15 protein-coding genes and 1 tRNA gene are annotated in these 13,825 nt (G+C 72.8%); 7 read left to right on the plus strand and 9 right to left on the minus strand.

The window, feature by feature from the left end:
* The 4 genes from FRCN3DRAFT_RS50735 to FRCN3DRAFT_RS0225555 all read right to left on the minus strand — a co-directional run.
* On the minus strand, positions 1 to 1,173 hold a 1,173-nt coding region (locus FRCN3DRAFT_RS50735), incomplete at its 3' end, for a thiamine pyrophosphate-binding protein (protein WP_007517355.1).
* Positions 1,170 to 2,066 (minus strand): amidohydrolase family protein, encoded by an 897-nt coding sequence (locus tag FRCN3DRAFT_RS0225545; protein WP_007517356.1) that lies wholly within the window; start codon positions 2,064 to 2,066, stop codon positions 1,170 to 1,172. The genes FRCN3DRAFT_RS50735 and FRCN3DRAFT_RS0225545, both read right to left, overlap by 4 nt.
* A gap of 164 nt (positions 2,067 to 2,230) precedes the next feature.
* A complete protein-coding gene (gene lhgO / locus FRCN3DRAFT_RS0225550; RefSeq protein WP_035929466.1) occupies positions 2,231 to 3,436 on the minus strand; it encodes an L-2-hydroxyglutarate oxidase in 1,206 nt (401 codons plus the stop codon).
* 50 nt (positions 3,437 to 3,486) lie between these two features.
* A complete protein-coding gene (locus FRCN3DRAFT_RS0225555; protein ID WP_106410265.1) occupies positions 3,487 to 4,911 on the minus strand; it encodes an aldehyde dehydrogenase family protein in 1,425 nt (474 codons plus the stop codon).
* A gap of 252 nt (positions 4,912 to 5,163) precedes the next feature.
* On the opposite strand from FRCN3DRAFT_RS0225555, the gene FRCN3DRAFT_RS46245 reads away from it, so the two are divergent.
* The 5 genes from FRCN3DRAFT_RS46245 (at position 5,164) to FRCN3DRAFT_RS51890 (ending at position 7,993) form a co-directional block, all read left to right on the plus strand.
* Positions 5,164 to 5,514 carry a putative quinol monooxygenase gene (locus FRCN3DRAFT_RS46245; RefSeq protein ID WP_007517362.1) on the plus strand — a complete coding sequence of 117 codons (351 nt, stop codon included), beginning with the start codon at positions 5,164 to 5,166 and terminating at the stop codon, positions 5,512 to 5,514.
* A gap of 55 nt (positions 5,515 to 5,569) precedes the next feature.
* Complete coding sequence (locus FRCN3DRAFT_RS0225565; RefSeq protein ID WP_007517364.1) at positions 5,570 to 5,857, plus strand: DUF2218 domain-containing protein; 288 nt, start codon at positions 5,570 to 5,572, stop codon at positions 5,855 to 5,857.
* 119 nt (positions 5,858 to 5,976) lie between these two features.
* Positions 5,977 to 6,252 carry a hypothetical protein gene (locus FRCN3DRAFT_RS58300; protein WP_007517365.1) on the plus strand — a complete coding sequence of 92 codons (276 nt, stop codon included), beginning with the start codon at positions 5,977 to 5,979 and terminating at the stop codon, positions 6,250 to 6,252.
* A gap of 56 nt (positions 6,253 to 6,308) precedes the next feature.
* On the plus strand, positions 6,309 to 7,076 hold the full coding sequence (locus FRCN3DRAFT_RS55335; protein ID WP_007517366.1) for an integrase core domain-containing protein: 768 nt from the start codon (positions 6,309 to 6,311) through the stop codon (positions 7,074 to 7,076).
* A gap of 164 nt (positions 7,077 to 7,240) precedes the next feature.
* Positions 7,241 to 7,993 carry a recombinase zinc ribbon domain-containing protein gene (locus FRCN3DRAFT_RS51890; protein ID WP_269799866.1) on the plus strand — a complete coding sequence of 251 codons (753 nt, stop codon included), beginning with the start codon at positions 7,241 to 7,243 and terminating at the stop codon, positions 7,991 to 7,993.
* Here the strand turns inward: FRCN3DRAFT_RS51890 and FRCN3DRAFT_RS0225585 are convergent.
* The 3 genes from FRCN3DRAFT_RS0225585 to FRCN3DRAFT_RS54310 all read right to left on the minus strand — a co-directional run bounded on the left by FRCN3DRAFT_RS0225585 (position 7,975) and on the right by FRCN3DRAFT_RS54310 (position 9,597).
* Positions 7,975 to 8,059: transfer RNA gene (locus FRCN3DRAFT_RS0225585), tRNA-Leu, on the minus strand. The two genes, FRCN3DRAFT_RS51890 and FRCN3DRAFT_RS0225585, sit on opposite strands and share 19 nt — an antisense overlap.
* 866 nt (positions 8,060 to 8,925) lie before the next feature.
* Positions 8,926 to 9,225, minus strand: a complete 300-nt coding sequence (locus tag FRCN3DRAFT_RS57910; protein ID WP_007517368.1) for a methyltransferase domain-containing protein — start codon at positions 9,223 to 9,225, stop codon at positions 8,926 to 8,928.
* A 180-nt stretch (positions 9,226 to 9,405) separates the two neighbouring features.
* Positions 9,406 to 9,597 carry a hypothetical protein gene (locus FRCN3DRAFT_RS54310; protein WP_131803359.1) on the minus strand — a complete coding sequence of 64 codons (192 nt, stop codon included), beginning with the start codon at positions 9,595 to 9,597 and terminating at the stop codon, positions 9,406 to 9,408.
* 20 nt (positions 9,598 to 9,617) lie between these two features.
* On the opposite strand from FRCN3DRAFT_RS54310, the gene FRCN3DRAFT_RS46255 reads away from it, so the two are divergent.
* Together FRCN3DRAFT_RS46255 and FRCN3DRAFT_RS58305 are read left to right on the plus strand one after the other, a co-directional pair.
* On the plus strand, positions 9,618 to 10,190 hold the full coding sequence (locus FRCN3DRAFT_RS46255; protein ID WP_232794145.1) for a class I SAM-dependent methyltransferase: 573 nt from the start codon (positions 9,618 to 9,620) through the stop codon (positions 10,188 to 10,190).
* Complete coding sequence (locus FRCN3DRAFT_RS58305) at positions 10,100 to 10,435, plus strand: hypothetical protein (protein ID WP_007517370.1); 336 nt, start codon at positions 10,100 to 10,102, stop codon at positions 10,433 to 10,435. The genes FRCN3DRAFT_RS46255 and FRCN3DRAFT_RS58305 overlap by 91 nt, the downstream gene beginning before the upstream one ends.
* A gap of 57 nt (positions 10,436 to 10,492) precedes the next feature.
* On the opposite strand, the gene FRCN3DRAFT_RS0225610 is transcribed toward FRCN3DRAFT_RS58305, so the two are convergent.
* A complete protein-coding gene (locus FRCN3DRAFT_RS0225610; RefSeq protein WP_007517373.1) occupies positions 10,493 to 12,685 on the minus strand; it encodes a DNA polymerase in 2,193 nt (730 codons plus the stop codon).
* A gap of 103 nt (positions 12,686 to 12,788) precedes the next feature.
* Positions 12,789 to 13,670 (minus strand): LLM class F420-dependent oxidoreductase, encoded by an 882-nt coding sequence (locus FRCN3DRAFT_RS0225615; RefSeq protein ID WP_007517374.1) that lies wholly within the window; start codon positions 13,668 to 13,670, stop codon positions 12,789 to 12,791.
* Positions 13,671 to 13,825 lie beyond the last annotated feature (155 nt).

Below are 13,825 nucleotides of genomic sequence, written 5' to 3' on the forward strand. Positions count from 1 at the left end.
CGGGCCGCCGGCACGGGTCGCCGCCGGCGACGGCGTGGCGAGCTGGGCACGCCGGGCCGCGACCCGCTGCTCGTCGACACCCAGCGCCTTGATCTTCGCGCTGAGCGCCCGCAGGGTGGGGCCGACGTCGCCCTCCAGGTACTGGTCGGCGCCGAGCACCTGGTAGGCCATCACCGGCCGCTGCGGCACGTCGTCGATCACCAGCACCTCGGCGTCCGCGGGCCGGTTGCTCGGCGGGTACCAGGGCGCCCGGCAGCAGGCGAGCACGATCAGGTCCGCGTCGCGGGTGAGCGCCCCGGCCTCGCCGCCGCGGTGCAGCGGGCTGGTGCGCGGGAAGTTCGCGCACACCGCCGACTGCGGCTCCACCACCGGGACCGCGAGCAGCTCGGCGAGCTCGACCAGCGCCCCGAACCCGTCCGGCGCCCGCCCCACCGACTCGGTGATCAGCACCGGCCGTTCGGCGGCCAGCAGCCGGCGGGCGGCCCGCTCCAGCTCATCGTCGGTGCTGACCCGCCGCCCCGCCGGCGCCACCGGCCGCACGTCCGCCCGGGCCGCGTCCCAGGGCGCGAGCAGCACCTCGACGGGCACGTTCAGGTACACCGGCCCGGCGGGCCCGCGCACCGCCAGCTCCGCGGCGCGCACCACCGACCCGTACAGCGTGCCGACGTCGCCGACCTGCGACGACCACTTCACCCACGGTGCCGCGAACGCCTGCGGCCCGCCGACCATCGACAGGTTGCGGTACCACTGCGACCCCGGGTCCACGGCGCCCGCGCCGGCCGACAGACCTTCGCCGTAGGTCAGCGACTCGGCCGAGCAGACGACCATCCCGGCCCCGGCGAGCAGCGCGCCGTGGATGCCGCAGGCACCCTGCAACAGGCCGGGGCCGGCGTGCAGCAGCACCAGCTGCGGGCGGCCGGTGACCAGGCCGTAGCCGGTCGCCATCGCCACGGCGAGCGTCTCGTGCATGAGGTCCAGGTAGCGGGGGCCCTCGGCGCCGTCGCGTGCCTGGCGGGCGAGCGCCTCCCACACCGGGGCCCACTCGGACCCCGGCGAGGAGAAGATCACGTCGACGCCGAGGCTTCGGCAGGCGGCGAGGATCGCCTCGCCGCCGTCGGCCCGGTCGACCCCCGCCCGGCCGCCAGCCGCGCCGCCGGTGCCCGGACCGGTCACGGGGCCGGCTCCGCGACCGAGGCGGCCTCGGCGGCGACCGGCACCGGCCAGTCGAGGCACTCGCAGATCCCTCGGCCCATGACCCATTCGAGCTCCTCGGCGGTGAGGCCGAAGTGCTCGGTGAACTGGGCGATCGTGTCGGCGTAGGTCAGGCCGTGGCCCATGAGTCGGGTGAGGTCGGTACCCCAGAAGCAGCGCTTCGGGCCCATCGCGTCGACCATCTCTCGGACGTACTTGGCGAGGTTCAGATTCGGGAACGGGTGGGTCGAGTAGCCGGGGATCGCCGAGACCTTGACGTAGATGTTCGGGTGGACGTGCAGGTCGGCGGTCTCCTTGACCCAGTAGCCGATCGCGTCGTCGACGCAGCGGGCCATAATCCCCATGTGGTCGATGATGATCCGCAGCTCGGGGTGGCGGGTGGCGATGGCGCCGAGCTCGGCCTTCCAGATCGGGGCGTGCACCATCGTCCGGATGCCGAGCTCCTCGGCCAGCGGCCAGTACCAGTCGTTCGTGCCGTCGATCATCCAGTTCCGGTCGATCGGCCGGTGAAACGTGAGGCGCGTGCCCTTCACATACGGGTTCTGCGCGAAGTCCCGCATCATCGCCGCGCCCTCGGCGGGCTTGTTCTGCGGAATCCGCGCCATCACGCCGAACCGGTCCGGGTACGCCGCGCAGGCCTCGAGCGCGTAGTCGGTCCGGTCGCCCTCCCAGCTTGGCGGCAGGATCAGCGCCCGGTCCACCCCGGCGGCGTCCATCAGGCTCAGCGCCTCCTCGTAGGAGAACGCCTCCTCACGGTGCCCGTTGAGCCGGATCCGTTCCCGGGCGCCCGGGACCCAGGGACGGTCGGGCGTCTCTTCCTTCCAGATGTGGATCTGGGAGTCGACGATGAACATCGGTGCGGTTCCTCGCTTCGCTCGGTGGAGGCGGACTGGACCTTGGAAACCAGCCCGGCGGCGGACGGCCGGGACGGCGCGACGGCGGCGGTTCGGGGACCGGCGGCTCGGCGATGGCGGTTCGTAGCGACGGCGGTTCGGGGCGATGGCGCGCGGATCGCGGCTCAGGCGACGGCGGCCAAGCGGTCGACGACGTGCTCGGCGATCGCGAGCGACGACGTCGCCGCCGGCGACGGGGCGTTGCGGACCGCGGTCACCGGGCCGAGGCGGCTGATCCGGAAGTCGTCGACGAGCGCGCCGTCGGCGTCCACCGCCTGCGCCCGCACGCCGGCGGGAGCGCGCACGACGTCAGGGGCCCGCAGCTCGGGCACATAGGCGCGGGCGGCGGCGACGAACGCCCGTTTGGACAGCGACCCGCGCAGCTCCCGCGCCCCGGCCCGCCAGTGCTGGCGGAACAGCCGGCGGGCCCCCGGCCAGCGCAGCACCGCCGCGAACTCCCGCGGGCTGACGTCACGGCGTCGATATCCCTCGCGGGCCGCGGCGAGGACGGCGTTGGGGCCGATGTCCACGCTGCCGTCCACCCGCGGAGTCAGGTGCACGCCGAGGAACGGATAGGCCGGGTCCGGCACCGGATAGACGAGGCCGCACACCAGGCCCGCCCGCTCGGGGACAAGCCGGTAGTACTCGCCGCGGAACGGTACGATCGCCGGCCCCGCGTCATCACCCGCGAGCCGCGCGACGACGTCGGACTGCAGCCCGGCGCACAGCACCACCCGGTCGAACCGGTACCGCTCCTCGCCGGCCCGCACCGACACACCGTCGACACCGTCCGGGGTCACGGCGGCGACCGGGGAGGCGAACAGCACCCGTCCGCCGGCGGCGCGCACGTCGTCCGCCATCGCGCGCGCCACGGCCCGGTAGTCGACGATCGCGGTCGTCGGCGAGTGCAGCGCCGCGACGCCGGTGACGTTCGGTTCCAGCTCCCGCAGCGCCGCCGGGTCGAGCCAGCGCACGCCCGGCACACCGTTGGCCTTCGCCCGCGCCTCGATACCGGCGAGCCGGCCGCGCTCGACCCCGTCGCGGGCCACGACGACCTTGCCGATCTCCTTGAACACCAGCCCGTGCTCGGCGCAGAACTCGCGCAGCAGCCCCGCGCCGCGCCGGCACAGCGTCGCCTTCAGTGAGCCGGGCTGGTAGTAGAGCCCGGCGTGGACGACCCCCGAGTTGTGCCCGGACTGGTGGGTGGCGACGTCGTCCTCCTTCTCCAGGACCGTCACCTCGGCGCCGAGCTGGGCGAGCCGGCGGGCGACCGCGAGTCCGACCAGCCCCGCCCCGACCACCCCGACCCGCCATCCCGACCCCGCCGGCAAGACCTCCGTCACCGGGCGCTCGGACTGGCCGTTCCGCTCGGCGTCCACGCTCACAGCGCGCCGCCGTGGCGGATCGCGACGGTCTTCACCCGGGTGTAGAAACGCGGACCTTCCAGGCCCTGTTCCTTGAATGGTGACCCGGAGTCGCCGAAGCCGCCGAAGGGCATGTGGACGTCCCATCCCGAGGTCGGCAGGTTCACCGAGACCTGCCCCGTGTTCGCCCGGTCGGCGAACGCGTGCGCCCGCGCCAGGCTGGTGGTGAAGACGGCGGCGGCGAGGCCGAAGGCCGAGTCGTTGGTCGCGGCCACCGCGGCGTCGAACCCGTCGACGACCTGGACGACGACGACCGGGCCGAAAACCTCCTCGCGCCAGATGTCCATGGTCGTCTCGACGTCGGTGAGGACGGTCGGGGTGACGTAGCAGCCGTGCGCGAGCGGCTCGTCGCTCGGCGCCTCGCCCCCGGTGACGACGTGGGCTCCCTGCGCCCGTGCCCGGCCGATGTGCTCCAGCACGTCGGCGCGGTGGCGGGCGGAGACGAGCGGGCCCATGGTGGTCGCCGGCTCCGCGCCCGGGCCGAGGCGCACCTCGGCGGCGGCGCGCGCCAGACCGTCGACGACCTGGCCGGCGACCGCACGATCGACGATGACCCGGCTGGTGGCGGTGCAGCGCTGGCCCGCCTGGCCGAACGCGGCGGCGGCGACCGTCGCCACGGCGAGGTCGACGTCCGCGTCCTCGAGCACCACCGAGGCGTTCTTGCCACCCATCTCGGTCTGCAGGCGCACGTTGCGGTCGGCGAGCCGCCGCTTGATCCGCTGGCCGACCGCGTTGCTGCCGGTGAACGACACGGCGGCCAGCCGCGGGTCGTCCAGCAGCGCGGCCTCGATCTCGCTCACCCGACCGGTCACCGTCGCGAAAACGCCGGACGGCAGGCCCGCCTCCCGCAATGCCTGTTCCAGGCGCAGGGCGACAAGTGGTGTCTCCGTCGCCGGCTTCAGAATCACCGCGTTTCCGGTCGCCAGCGCCGGCGCGATCTTTCTCGCCGGGGTGAGCAGCGGGTCGTTCCACGGGGTGATGAGGCAGACGACGCCGAGCGGCTCTGTGCGCACACTCGTCTGCGTTCCGGGCCGGGAATCGACAAGCAGATAGCCGTAGGGCGCACGTGCCAGGCCCGCGTAGTAGTCAAGAAAGTCCGCGGACTTCTCGACCTCGATGGTCGCCTCGGCACGGGTCTTGCCCATCTCGGCGACCAGGTCCGCGGCGACGTCCTCCCGGCGGCTGCGCAGGTTGGCCGCGCCCGCCGCCAGCACCCGCGCCCGCTCGAGCGGCGACGTGTCCCGCCAGCGCGCCGCTCCCTCGGCCGCCGCGTCGTAGAGGGTGGTGACCTCCGCCGGCGACATGGCCGGTACCCGCCCCACCACCCGCCGCAGGTCGGCTGGGTCCAGCACGTCGATGAAGACGCCCTCGGGCGGTGACATGAGGGCCAAGCCCGGGCCTGTCGGCGCCGTTGGTGCCATGGGCTCCCGACCGTCCTCTCGCTCGCTACCGCGCCAGGGGCTGGTGCCCCGGCCGCTGATCGAGCACGATGGTAGGAGCGGTCCGCCGTCAGCGGACACACACAGAACCGCAAGCTAAGGTGTACGCCGCGGGCCACGACGGACGGCACGGACGGCGGGCGAGACGGTCCATGATGGGTTTCGTACGCCTGTCTATCCGCCGCCGGAGGATTTATGAGCCACGTCGTCATCGTGCATTACCGGGCGCGCCCGGGCGCCGAGCAGAAGGTGGCGGACTCGCTGCGCGAAATGGTCAGGCACACCCGGGCAGAGCCCGGCAACACCGCCTATCACGTCGCTCGGTCGCCGACGGATCCAGTGGTTTTCGCTATCTACGAGGAATACGTCGACGAGGCGGCGATGCGTGCGCACACCGAATCCGCGCATTTCGCCCGCTGGCTGCGCGAGGGCACCCTGCCGTACCTCGCCGAACGGATCCGCCACGACCTGGCCGGCCTCGACCCGGCCGACCACGCCAGCCCAGCGGGCCAGCCCGGCGCGGGCCGGGCGGTGTCACGAGACTGAGGCGGCAACAAAGCCGTCAGGCAGTCAGGCAGCCGGACCCTCAAGGAGGTCAACGATGGTCGACATGCTCGAAGCGGACGCCCGGGTGGCGACCGACGCCGCGCCGCGCTACCTCAAGCAGCTCGCCTCCCACCTCGGCCGGCACTCCGAACCGGTCGAGACTCCCCACGGCACCATGCTGACGATCGCCGGCGGCACCTGCCTGCTCACCGCCACTGGCGACGCACTCGTGCTGCACGCGACCGCGCCCGCGGCCGAGGACCTCGACCGCGTCAAGGACGTCGTCGGCCGCCACCTGGAACGCTTCGGCGCCCGCAACGAACTCACCGTCACCTGGACCTGACCATCCGGGCCTTCCCGCGCCCCGCGCTTCCCGCGGGCTGTGCATGCCGATAATGCCATCCGCCCTGGTCAGGGTGGCCGCAGCCGTTGGGGCCGGTGGCTGCGCGAGGATGCCACCTCATGGTGCTTCGGCTGACCTACCTCGGTGTCACGAACGCGTTCGCGCTGCTGCGCCTGCTGCCCCGCAGCGATCACGACAAGGACATCGAGATCCTCACCCTGCGACACCAGATCGCCGTGCTGCACCGCCAACTCGACGGCCACCGGCTCCAATTCCAACCCGCCGACCGCGCCCTGCTCGCCGCACTCCTGCACACGCTGCCGCGGCCAACCCTGCGCGACCTGCGGCTACTCGTGCGCCCGGAGACGGTGCTGCGCTGGCACCACACAACCTGATCGCCCGCTACCACGCCAGAGCTTCCCGCCCCAGACGGCGTGGCCGGCCCCGCACCGTGGCCTCGATCCGCACCCTGGTGCTGCGGCTGGCCCGGGAGAACAGCAGCTGGGGCTACCGGCGGATCCACGGCGAACTGCTGACCCTCGGCATCAAAGTCGCCCCGTCCACCGTCTGGGAGATCCTGTACCAGGCAGGCATCGACCCCGTGCCCGAGCGGACCGCTACCACCTGGGCCGGCTTCCTGCGGTCCCAGGCCCACGCGATCCTCGCCGCCGACTTCTTCGAAACGGTGACCCTGGCTGGGACCCGCCTGTACATCCTCGCGGTGATCGAACATTCCAGCCGCCGTATCCGGATCCTCGGCGCCACTGCTCATCCCACCACCGCGTGGGTGACCCAGGCCGCCCGTAACCTCGCCATGGACCTCCAGGACGCCGGCTCGACCGCCCGCTACCTCATCCGCGACCGCGACGGCAAGTACCCCGCCCTGTTCGACGCGATCCTGGCTGACGTCGGGATCGCAGTCGTGCGCAGCGGCGTCCGAGTCCCACGGATGAACGCGATCATGGAGCGGTGGGTGCGCAGCTGCCGCCGGGAACTCCTCGACCGAACCCTCATCTACAACCAGCGCCATCTCCTGCACACCCTGCGCACCTATGAGGCGTTCTATAACGCGCACCGTCCCCACCAGGGCATTGCCAACTCCAGACCGCTCCGGCCGCCGCCCGAACCGATCACCGCCCCGGACCGGCTCACCCACCTCGACATCCGCCGGCGCGACCGGCTCGGCGGCATCCTGCACGAGTACGAACATGCGGCCTGACCTGCCCGGACGTACTTTTCGGCAGGTACAAGGTCTGGAACCGCCAACGCAAGGACGAGGTCCTCCTCGACGTCGAGGACGTCGGCCTCGGGCACACCACCAAACTGCGCTGGAACCCCGCCGACGAATGGGTCTGGTCGGAGGAGACCGCCCACCCGGAGATCATCGACACCGAGACGTTCACCCAGGCACAACAACTCCTCGCCGGCCGGGGACGCGGCCCCGGCGACCAGAAGCGACCGCGCACCCGCCAGCCCTACGCGCTCCGGGGAGCGCTCTACTGCGGCGTTTGCGACCGCAAGATGCAAGGCCACACCGCCCGAGGCGTCGCCTACTACCGCTGCCGCTACCCACAGGAATACGCCCTCGCGAACACCGTCAGCCACCCCACCAACGTCTACCTCCGCGAGGACGCCATCCTGCCCGCCCTCGACAGCTGGCTCGCCCGCGCCCTCGCTCCCCCGCAGCTCTCCACGACTCTCGACGCCATGGTCGCGGCCCAGACCAGCACGACAGCCGATGATCTCGCCTGCGAACAGGCCCGACGGGCCATCGAGGACAGCAACGCCAAACTGGCCCGCTACCGAGCCGCGCTGGACGCCGGAGCCGACCCCGCAGTCGTCACCGGCTGGATCGCACAGGCCCAAGCGGAGAAGACCACCGCCGAGCGGGATCTCCGCGAGGCACGGCAAGGACAGGAGCGGCAGCTCACGCGCGAGGAGATCAGCAGCCTGGTCGCGTCCCTGGGCGAGGCAGCCAAGGCGTTCGCCGAGGTGGAACCAGTGGAGAAGACGGACTTGTACCGCCATCTAGGCCTACGCCTGACCTATCAGGTCGAGACCAACACGGTGAAGGCCTACCTGAAGATCGACGATGCCTACCGTGGGGTAATGGATCGTGTCCGAGGGGGGACTTGAACCCCCACGCCCGTTAAAGGGCACTAGCACCTCAAGCTAGCGCGTCTGCCATTCCGCCACCCGGACCGGTGACTCCCGGGCTCACCGCCCGAGTGCAAAGCAGATGCTACACGGTCTCGCAGGGTGCCTGTCGCAACCCCAGACCACGGCTGGATCAAGGCCCGACAGCGGCCAGCACAGGCATCCGACGAGGTGGTGGAGGCGTCCGGCGTGCCATCGGCGACACGTTGCGCGGCTGGGCGATGGGCGATGGGCCTAGCTCTGGCGATGCAGATCGGCGTCGGTAGCGCGCTGGTGATCGACAGCGTCGGACTGCTACGCGAGCTCACTGGCGCACTACGCCCCGTCAGCCCCTGGCTGCGTGGACGTGACGACAAGCGTGTTGTTCTGGTGGCGCTTCGCCAAGGACATGGCCTCATCGGCATGGTGAGCGTGCCCTTGGCGGTGACGGCCTTGGCGACCTTAGCGACGACCACCATGCCGGCTGGCCCCGATCGGGTGCACCCGTCCATCGCCGTGACAGGGCACGGGTACCGGCTCGCCCGCGGCTCGCGTCGCGTTGACGCCGAGAGCGGCCGAGGTCGCGCTGCTCTGGGTTGTCAGTGCTCTTTGCGGCCCCAGGCGGAGATGACCGGGAAGGCCGCGAGGTCAAGCCGGCCGCGTCGAGGTCCGCCAGGTGCTGGTCGATGTCTTCTTCCGTGGCCAACCCCGCGGCGGTCAGGTGGCTACGCGCCCGTTCGATCAAGGTGCGCTGGAGCCGGGCCGGGGCGGGGCCGGCGAGAGAGAAGCAGGCTTGGGCTTGGGCTTCGACGTCGGTGAGGCCGACGCCGCGGAGCCGGTGAGGAAGCGTGCGCGCATAGCCGAGGTCGGTGCGGCGGGCCTGGAGTGTCCAGCAGGCGTTGCGGAGCCGGTTCGCGCGGGCTTGGGCGGGGCTATCGCGTCGGGGCAGGCGAGAGGCTGGAGTGGGGGTCGGCGGACTCGATCAGTGGCCAGCCTCCTGGCCGCAGGGTCTGAGCCATTGTGCGCAGGGCCGGGTCGCGGCTGGGGGCGTGTTCCAGCACCAGGCGGGCATGCGCGAGGTCGAAGGCGCCCGGCGGGGCGGGGTCGGCTCCGATGTCGTGTAGGGCGACCTCGAAGGACAGGTCGCCGGCCTCCCGCAGAAAGGTCACGTCGACGACGGTGGCCAGCACACAGCCGGCTAGCCCGACGCGTCGGGCTAGCCATGCCGGCACGGTCGCCGCTCCCGCGCCGATCTCCCAGCAGCGACGCCCGGCAGCGACGCCCGGCAGCGACGCCGAGCCTGTCCAGGTGGCGGAAGGTGTTCGCGTCGAGCAGGGCGGCGAGCGTCTCGTAGTGCTCGCGCAGAAGCCTGTTGGCCGCCGGTCGCGGGGCGGCGCCGGCCACGTGATCGGTCACGGCGTGGCCTTTCCATCGCCGAAGTTTCTGCGCAGCGTCTCGCCGTTCGGGCTTCCCCCGAGGGCGGCTGAGATCTTGTCCCAGGACCAGCCCTGGGCGCGGGCCTCACGGACCGCCAGCGCCATCGCCGTCTGGGCGACACGGCGCGCGTCGACGGCGTTCTTCATCAGCTCCCCAGTCGTTACCACGCCAACAAGTGTGGCACATAATGTGGCACCAAACGAGGGATCGCGGATTCGTTGACCGCATACCTCCCATTCCGGAGAAGCACACGCCTCCGCAGCCCGCGCCTCATCGCCACCGGCAGGTCGCCGAGTCGTTCGGCCAGGGCGCCGCACGCTACGACCGCGTCCGGCCGCCCTATCCCGCCGATCTGGTGAACGCGATCCTTGCCGCCAGCCCCGGCCGCGATGTCCTCGATGTCGACTGCGGAACCGGCATCGAAGCCCGACAGTTCCAGGCGGCTGGATGCCGGGTACTCGGCGTCGAGCCCGACGCACGAATGGCCGCGTTCGCGCGGCGCGCTGGGATCGAGGTCGAGGAGGCGACGTTCGAGGTGTGGGATCCGGCCGGCCGGAACTTCGACGCGGTCATCGCCGGCACGGCCTGGCACTGGGTCGACCCGGTCGCCGGAGCGGCCAAGGCCGCACAGGTGCTACGGCCCCGCGGCCTACTCGCGCCCTTCATCACGTGTTCCAGTACCAACCCGCGGTGCTGGACGCCCTTGCCACCGCCTACCAGCAGGCCGCACCGGACACGCCGGTCAACCTCGAGTCCCTGAGGCATGCCCTCGACGCCTACCAGACGCTGTTCACCACGATCGCCGACGGGATCCGCCAGGCAGACAGGCTCAGCGAACCGAAACAGCGACAGTTCGCGCGGGAACGCACCTACACCCGCGACGAATGGTTCGACCAACTGCCCACACACGGCCGCCTCAACCTGCTTCCACCCTGCGACTGGGACGCGATCCGCCGCACCGGGCGTGGTGACGGCCGGACTCAGCCTGCTAGAGGGTCGCGATGACGCTGGTGACGCGATAACGCGATGACGCTGGTGAAACGAACGACGGCCCACCGGCGGTCAGGCCTTGGCGTCCGACCAGCGGTCAACGACCGCGATGTCGACGACGAAGCGGACCGGGCTGCCGGCGGCCCAGTAGGCGGCGGTGGCGGCGAGCGCGTGCCGGGTCGCGGCGACGGCCTGGTCCGCGTGCTGCGCGGGGACGTGCAGGAGCAGCTCGTCGTGCAGGCAGAGCACGATCTCGCCGCCGAGCGGCCCGAGGGCCTGACGGACCGTCACCGCCCAGGCCTTGAACAGCTCGGCGGCGGCGCCCTGGACGACGGCGTTGCGCGCGAACCGGCCCCACGCCGCGCTCGCCCGGCCCAGGTCCAGGTCCGTGTCCAGGTCCGCGTTCGTGGCCCCCGCTCCAGCTCGGGCTCCCGCCCCGGCCCCGGCCCCGGCCCCGGCCCCGGCTCCGGCTCCGGCTCCGGCCATGTTCGTCGCCCCGGTCGTGGCGGCCGCGAGGGCGCGCAGCGGAATCCGACGGCCGCCGAACGTCCGCAGCGCAGCCTCGGCCTCCCCATCCGGTCGGGTCGGGGCCGGCCGGTTCTGGCCCACAACGGCGACGGACGACGGGCGCTGGAGCGCGGCGCCGGGCGGCGGCGATGTCGGCTCGAGCGGGCGGCCGAGGGCGGCGGCGCGGCCGGCGGCGTCAGCCGCGTCCAGATAGGCCAGCGCCACCGGGTAGGTCTCGCGCATCTGGCGTAGTGCCTGGCCGGCGGCGCCCGTCGTCTGGCCGTACATCGCGGCGAGGACCGCGACCTTCGCCGTCGGGCGGTCGACCCCGAGCCGGGCCGCGACCGGGGCGTACAGATCGTCCTGCGCGGTCGCTTTCGCGAGCTCCGGGTCGCCGGAGACGACGGCCAGCACCCGCGGCTCGATCTGGCCGAGGTCGGCGCGCACGAACCTGTACCCAGGCTCCGCGACCACCAGGACCCGCAGGTCGGCGGGCAGGTTGTGCAGCCCGGCCGCGGCGGTCATCCGCCCGGCGGCGCCGTCGCTGCCATGCCACTCGCCGCGCAGCCGGCCGTCGGCGCCGACGTGGGTGTCCAGCCAGCGGAAACCGTAGGTCGTCGCGATCCGCTCGGCCTTGCGCCAGGTCAGCAGCTCGTCGACCACCGGGTGTGTCCCGCGCAGCGGCGTCAGCCGCCCCGCCCTGGTATCGGGCACATCGATCCCCAGCGCGGCCAGGCCCGCCCGGATCGACGCCGGGTTGCGCAGGTCGACCGACGAGCCGAGATGCCGCAGCACCGGGGCGTCCCGCTCCCGCCGCGCCGCCGCCTCCCCGACGGCGTCGCGGGACCGCGGCCCGACGATCTCGCCGATCGTCACCTCGGCCGTCGCCCGGTCGACGGGCAGCCCGACGCGCCACAGCTCGTGGGCGAGCAGCTCGGCGGCCGACTCGGCCCGCGCCGTCAGCACCGCGAGCGGGAGCCGGCCCGGCCGCGTCCGTGGGTCGGGCAATGCCCGCAACGCCTCCTCCTGCGCGGCCATCACGACCAGCGCGAGCCGAGCGAACCGCCCCGCCCTGGCCAGCCGCTCACCCAACCCGCCCGCGGCGGTGCCGCGCAGCGTCTCCTCGACCCAGCCCGTCCGCAGCTGCCCGTCCGGCCCGACCGGGTCGTCCGCCTCCGGGTCGTCGGCGTCCTCGTCGTCGACGATCGCGAGCAGGTCGAGCTGCCCGTCCCGCCGCGGCCGGTGCGGCGCGGGCGGGACCGGCAGGCCGCGCACAGCCGCCCACACCGCCCCCGGATCGTCCCGGTGCCCGCCGCGCAGCACCCGGTGCACCGCCGCCAGGTCCCAGCACAGCGCCGGCCCGCCACCGCCGACCCGCACCGCGCCACCGACGCCGGCCGTCAAGGTCAGCGGCGACCCCGAGCCTCGCGTCGACCACCACACCCAGCGGGGCCCGACCGCGGCCTCCACCTCCGCCAGCAGCCCACCGGCCTCGGCCGCCTCGGCCCATCCCCCGCCGTCCCACGCCAGCGCCGTCCCGACCCCGGCGACCGTGACCACGGCCACCGCGTCCCCACGCCCTACCCCGGCCGCGCGCAGCACCTCGACCGCGCGGACGGCGTCACCACCCGATGCCGCCGCACCGGGGAGACGCGCTACCGAGGCCACACCCGCATGCTGCCGCACGCCACCGACAAACCGGCGCCGCACCTGCGCCGTCGGCGTCCGCCCGACGGCACGTGACCGATTGATCACCATCTCCGTGTCGCCGCGGTCGCGAACTCGGCCGAATCACGCCCGCGACGACACACCCGCGACGATCATGAGTGGAGGCGGGTGACCGCGGGTGCGGCGAGAGGTGTCAGCCGAGGTCGGCGAGGCGGCGAGCGGCGCCGGCGCCCTCGTGCTCGATCCAGGCGGCTGGCTCGGGGCCTGGCGGGGTGACGATCACGGTGTCGATGCCGAGCTTCGCGTAGTCGACCATGCCGTGAGCGAAGGCGTCGAGGTCACCCTCGCGCGGCGGCCCCCCGACGTGGATGATCGTCTTGCGGATCTCGGCATGGTCGCGACCGGCCTCGTCGCAGTGCCGGCGCAGCACGTCCAGCTTGTGCGCGATCTCCTCGACGGACGCAGCCGCCAGGTTGCAGGCGTCGGCGTACCGCGCCACGAGCCGCAGCGTCTTGCGCTCGCCACCCCCGCCGATCATGATCTCCGGATGGGGCGTGCGGACCGGACCGGGTACGCACCATGTCTCGGCGAGCTGGTAGTGCCTGCCCTCGAACGGCCCGTTGTCATCCGGGTCCCACATCTGCAGGCAGATCCGTAGCGCCTCCTCCAGGCGTTCGAACCGCTCGGCCGTCGGCGGGAACGGAACCCCGAGCCCCAGATGCTCGCGCTCGTACCAGGCCGCGCCGATCCCGAGCGTCGCCCGGCCGCCGGACAGGTTGTCGAGCGTCGTGGCGATCTTGGCCATCAGCCCCGGGTGACGGTAGGTGACCCCGCCGACGAGGGCCCCGATCTGGACCGTGGACGTGTGCGCGGCGAGGAAGCCCAGCGTCGTGTAGCACTCGAGCATCGCGTGCTCGGGCCCACCAAGCGGCTCCATCTGGAAGTAGTGATCCATCACCGACAGCCAGCCCACCCCGGCCGCCTCGGCGGCCGCGCCGACGTCGGCGAGCCGCGGTCCCAGCCCCGCCGGCCCGTCCGGATGATCGAACCCGACGATATGGATCCCCAACCGCATGTCAGCCTCCCGCCCGGAGCATAGGCACGCCCTCCCCCACCCACACCAGGGCCGAGAGCCGAGCAGCCAGGGCTCCGACGTGGGTCCGACCGAGCTGGGACTCGGCCGCCGGCGTCCCCTGGAGGGACCTCGGACATCGACTACAGAAGGTGCTC

Origin of the sequence: Pseudofrankia saprophytica, assembly GCF_000235425.2 — a bacterium.
Lineage (GTDB): Bacteria > Actinomycetota > Actinomycetes > Frankiales > Frankiaceae > Pseudofrankia > Pseudofrankia saprophytica.

What these genes read in the sequence shown, in the direction of transcription:
- FRCN3DRAFT_RS0225565 (WP_007517364.1), top strand. Translation starts at nt 5,570, where the DNA reads ATGGTCGACATGCTCGAAGCGGACGCCCGGGTGGCGACCGACGCCGCG.
- FRCN3DRAFT_RS46255 (WP_232794145.1), top strand. Translation starts at nt 9,618, where the DNA reads ATGTGGCACCAAACGAGGGATCGCGGATTCGTTGACCGCATACCTCCC.
- FRCN3DRAFT_RS0225555 (WP_106410265.1), bottom strand. Translation starts at nt 4,911, where the DNA reads ATGTCACCGCCCGAGGGCGTCTTCATCGACGTGCTGGACCCAGCCGAC.
- FRCN3DRAFT_RS0225610 (WP_007517373.1), bottom strand. Translation starts at nt 12,685, where the DNA reads ATGGTGATCAATCGGTCACGTGCCGTCGGGCGGACGCCGACGGCGCAG.
- FRCN3DRAFT_RS58300 (WP_007517365.1), top strand. Translation starts at nt 5,977, where the DNA reads ATGGTGCTTCGGCTGACCTACCTCGGTGTCACGAACGCGTTCGCGCTG.
- FRCN3DRAFT_RS46245 (WP_007517362.1), top strand. Translation starts at nt 5,164, where the DNA reads ATGAGCCACGTCGTCATCGTGCATTACCGGGCGCGCCCGGGCGCCGAG.
- FRCN3DRAFT_RS0225545 (WP_007517356.1), bottom strand. Translation starts at nt 2,066, where the DNA reads ATGTTCATCGTCGACTCCCAGATCCACATCTGGAAGGAAGAGACGCCC.
- FRCN3DRAFT_RS0225615 (WP_007517374.1), bottom strand. Translation starts at nt 13,670, where the DNA reads ATGCGGTTGGGGATCCATATCGTCGGGTTCGATCATCCGGACGGGCCG.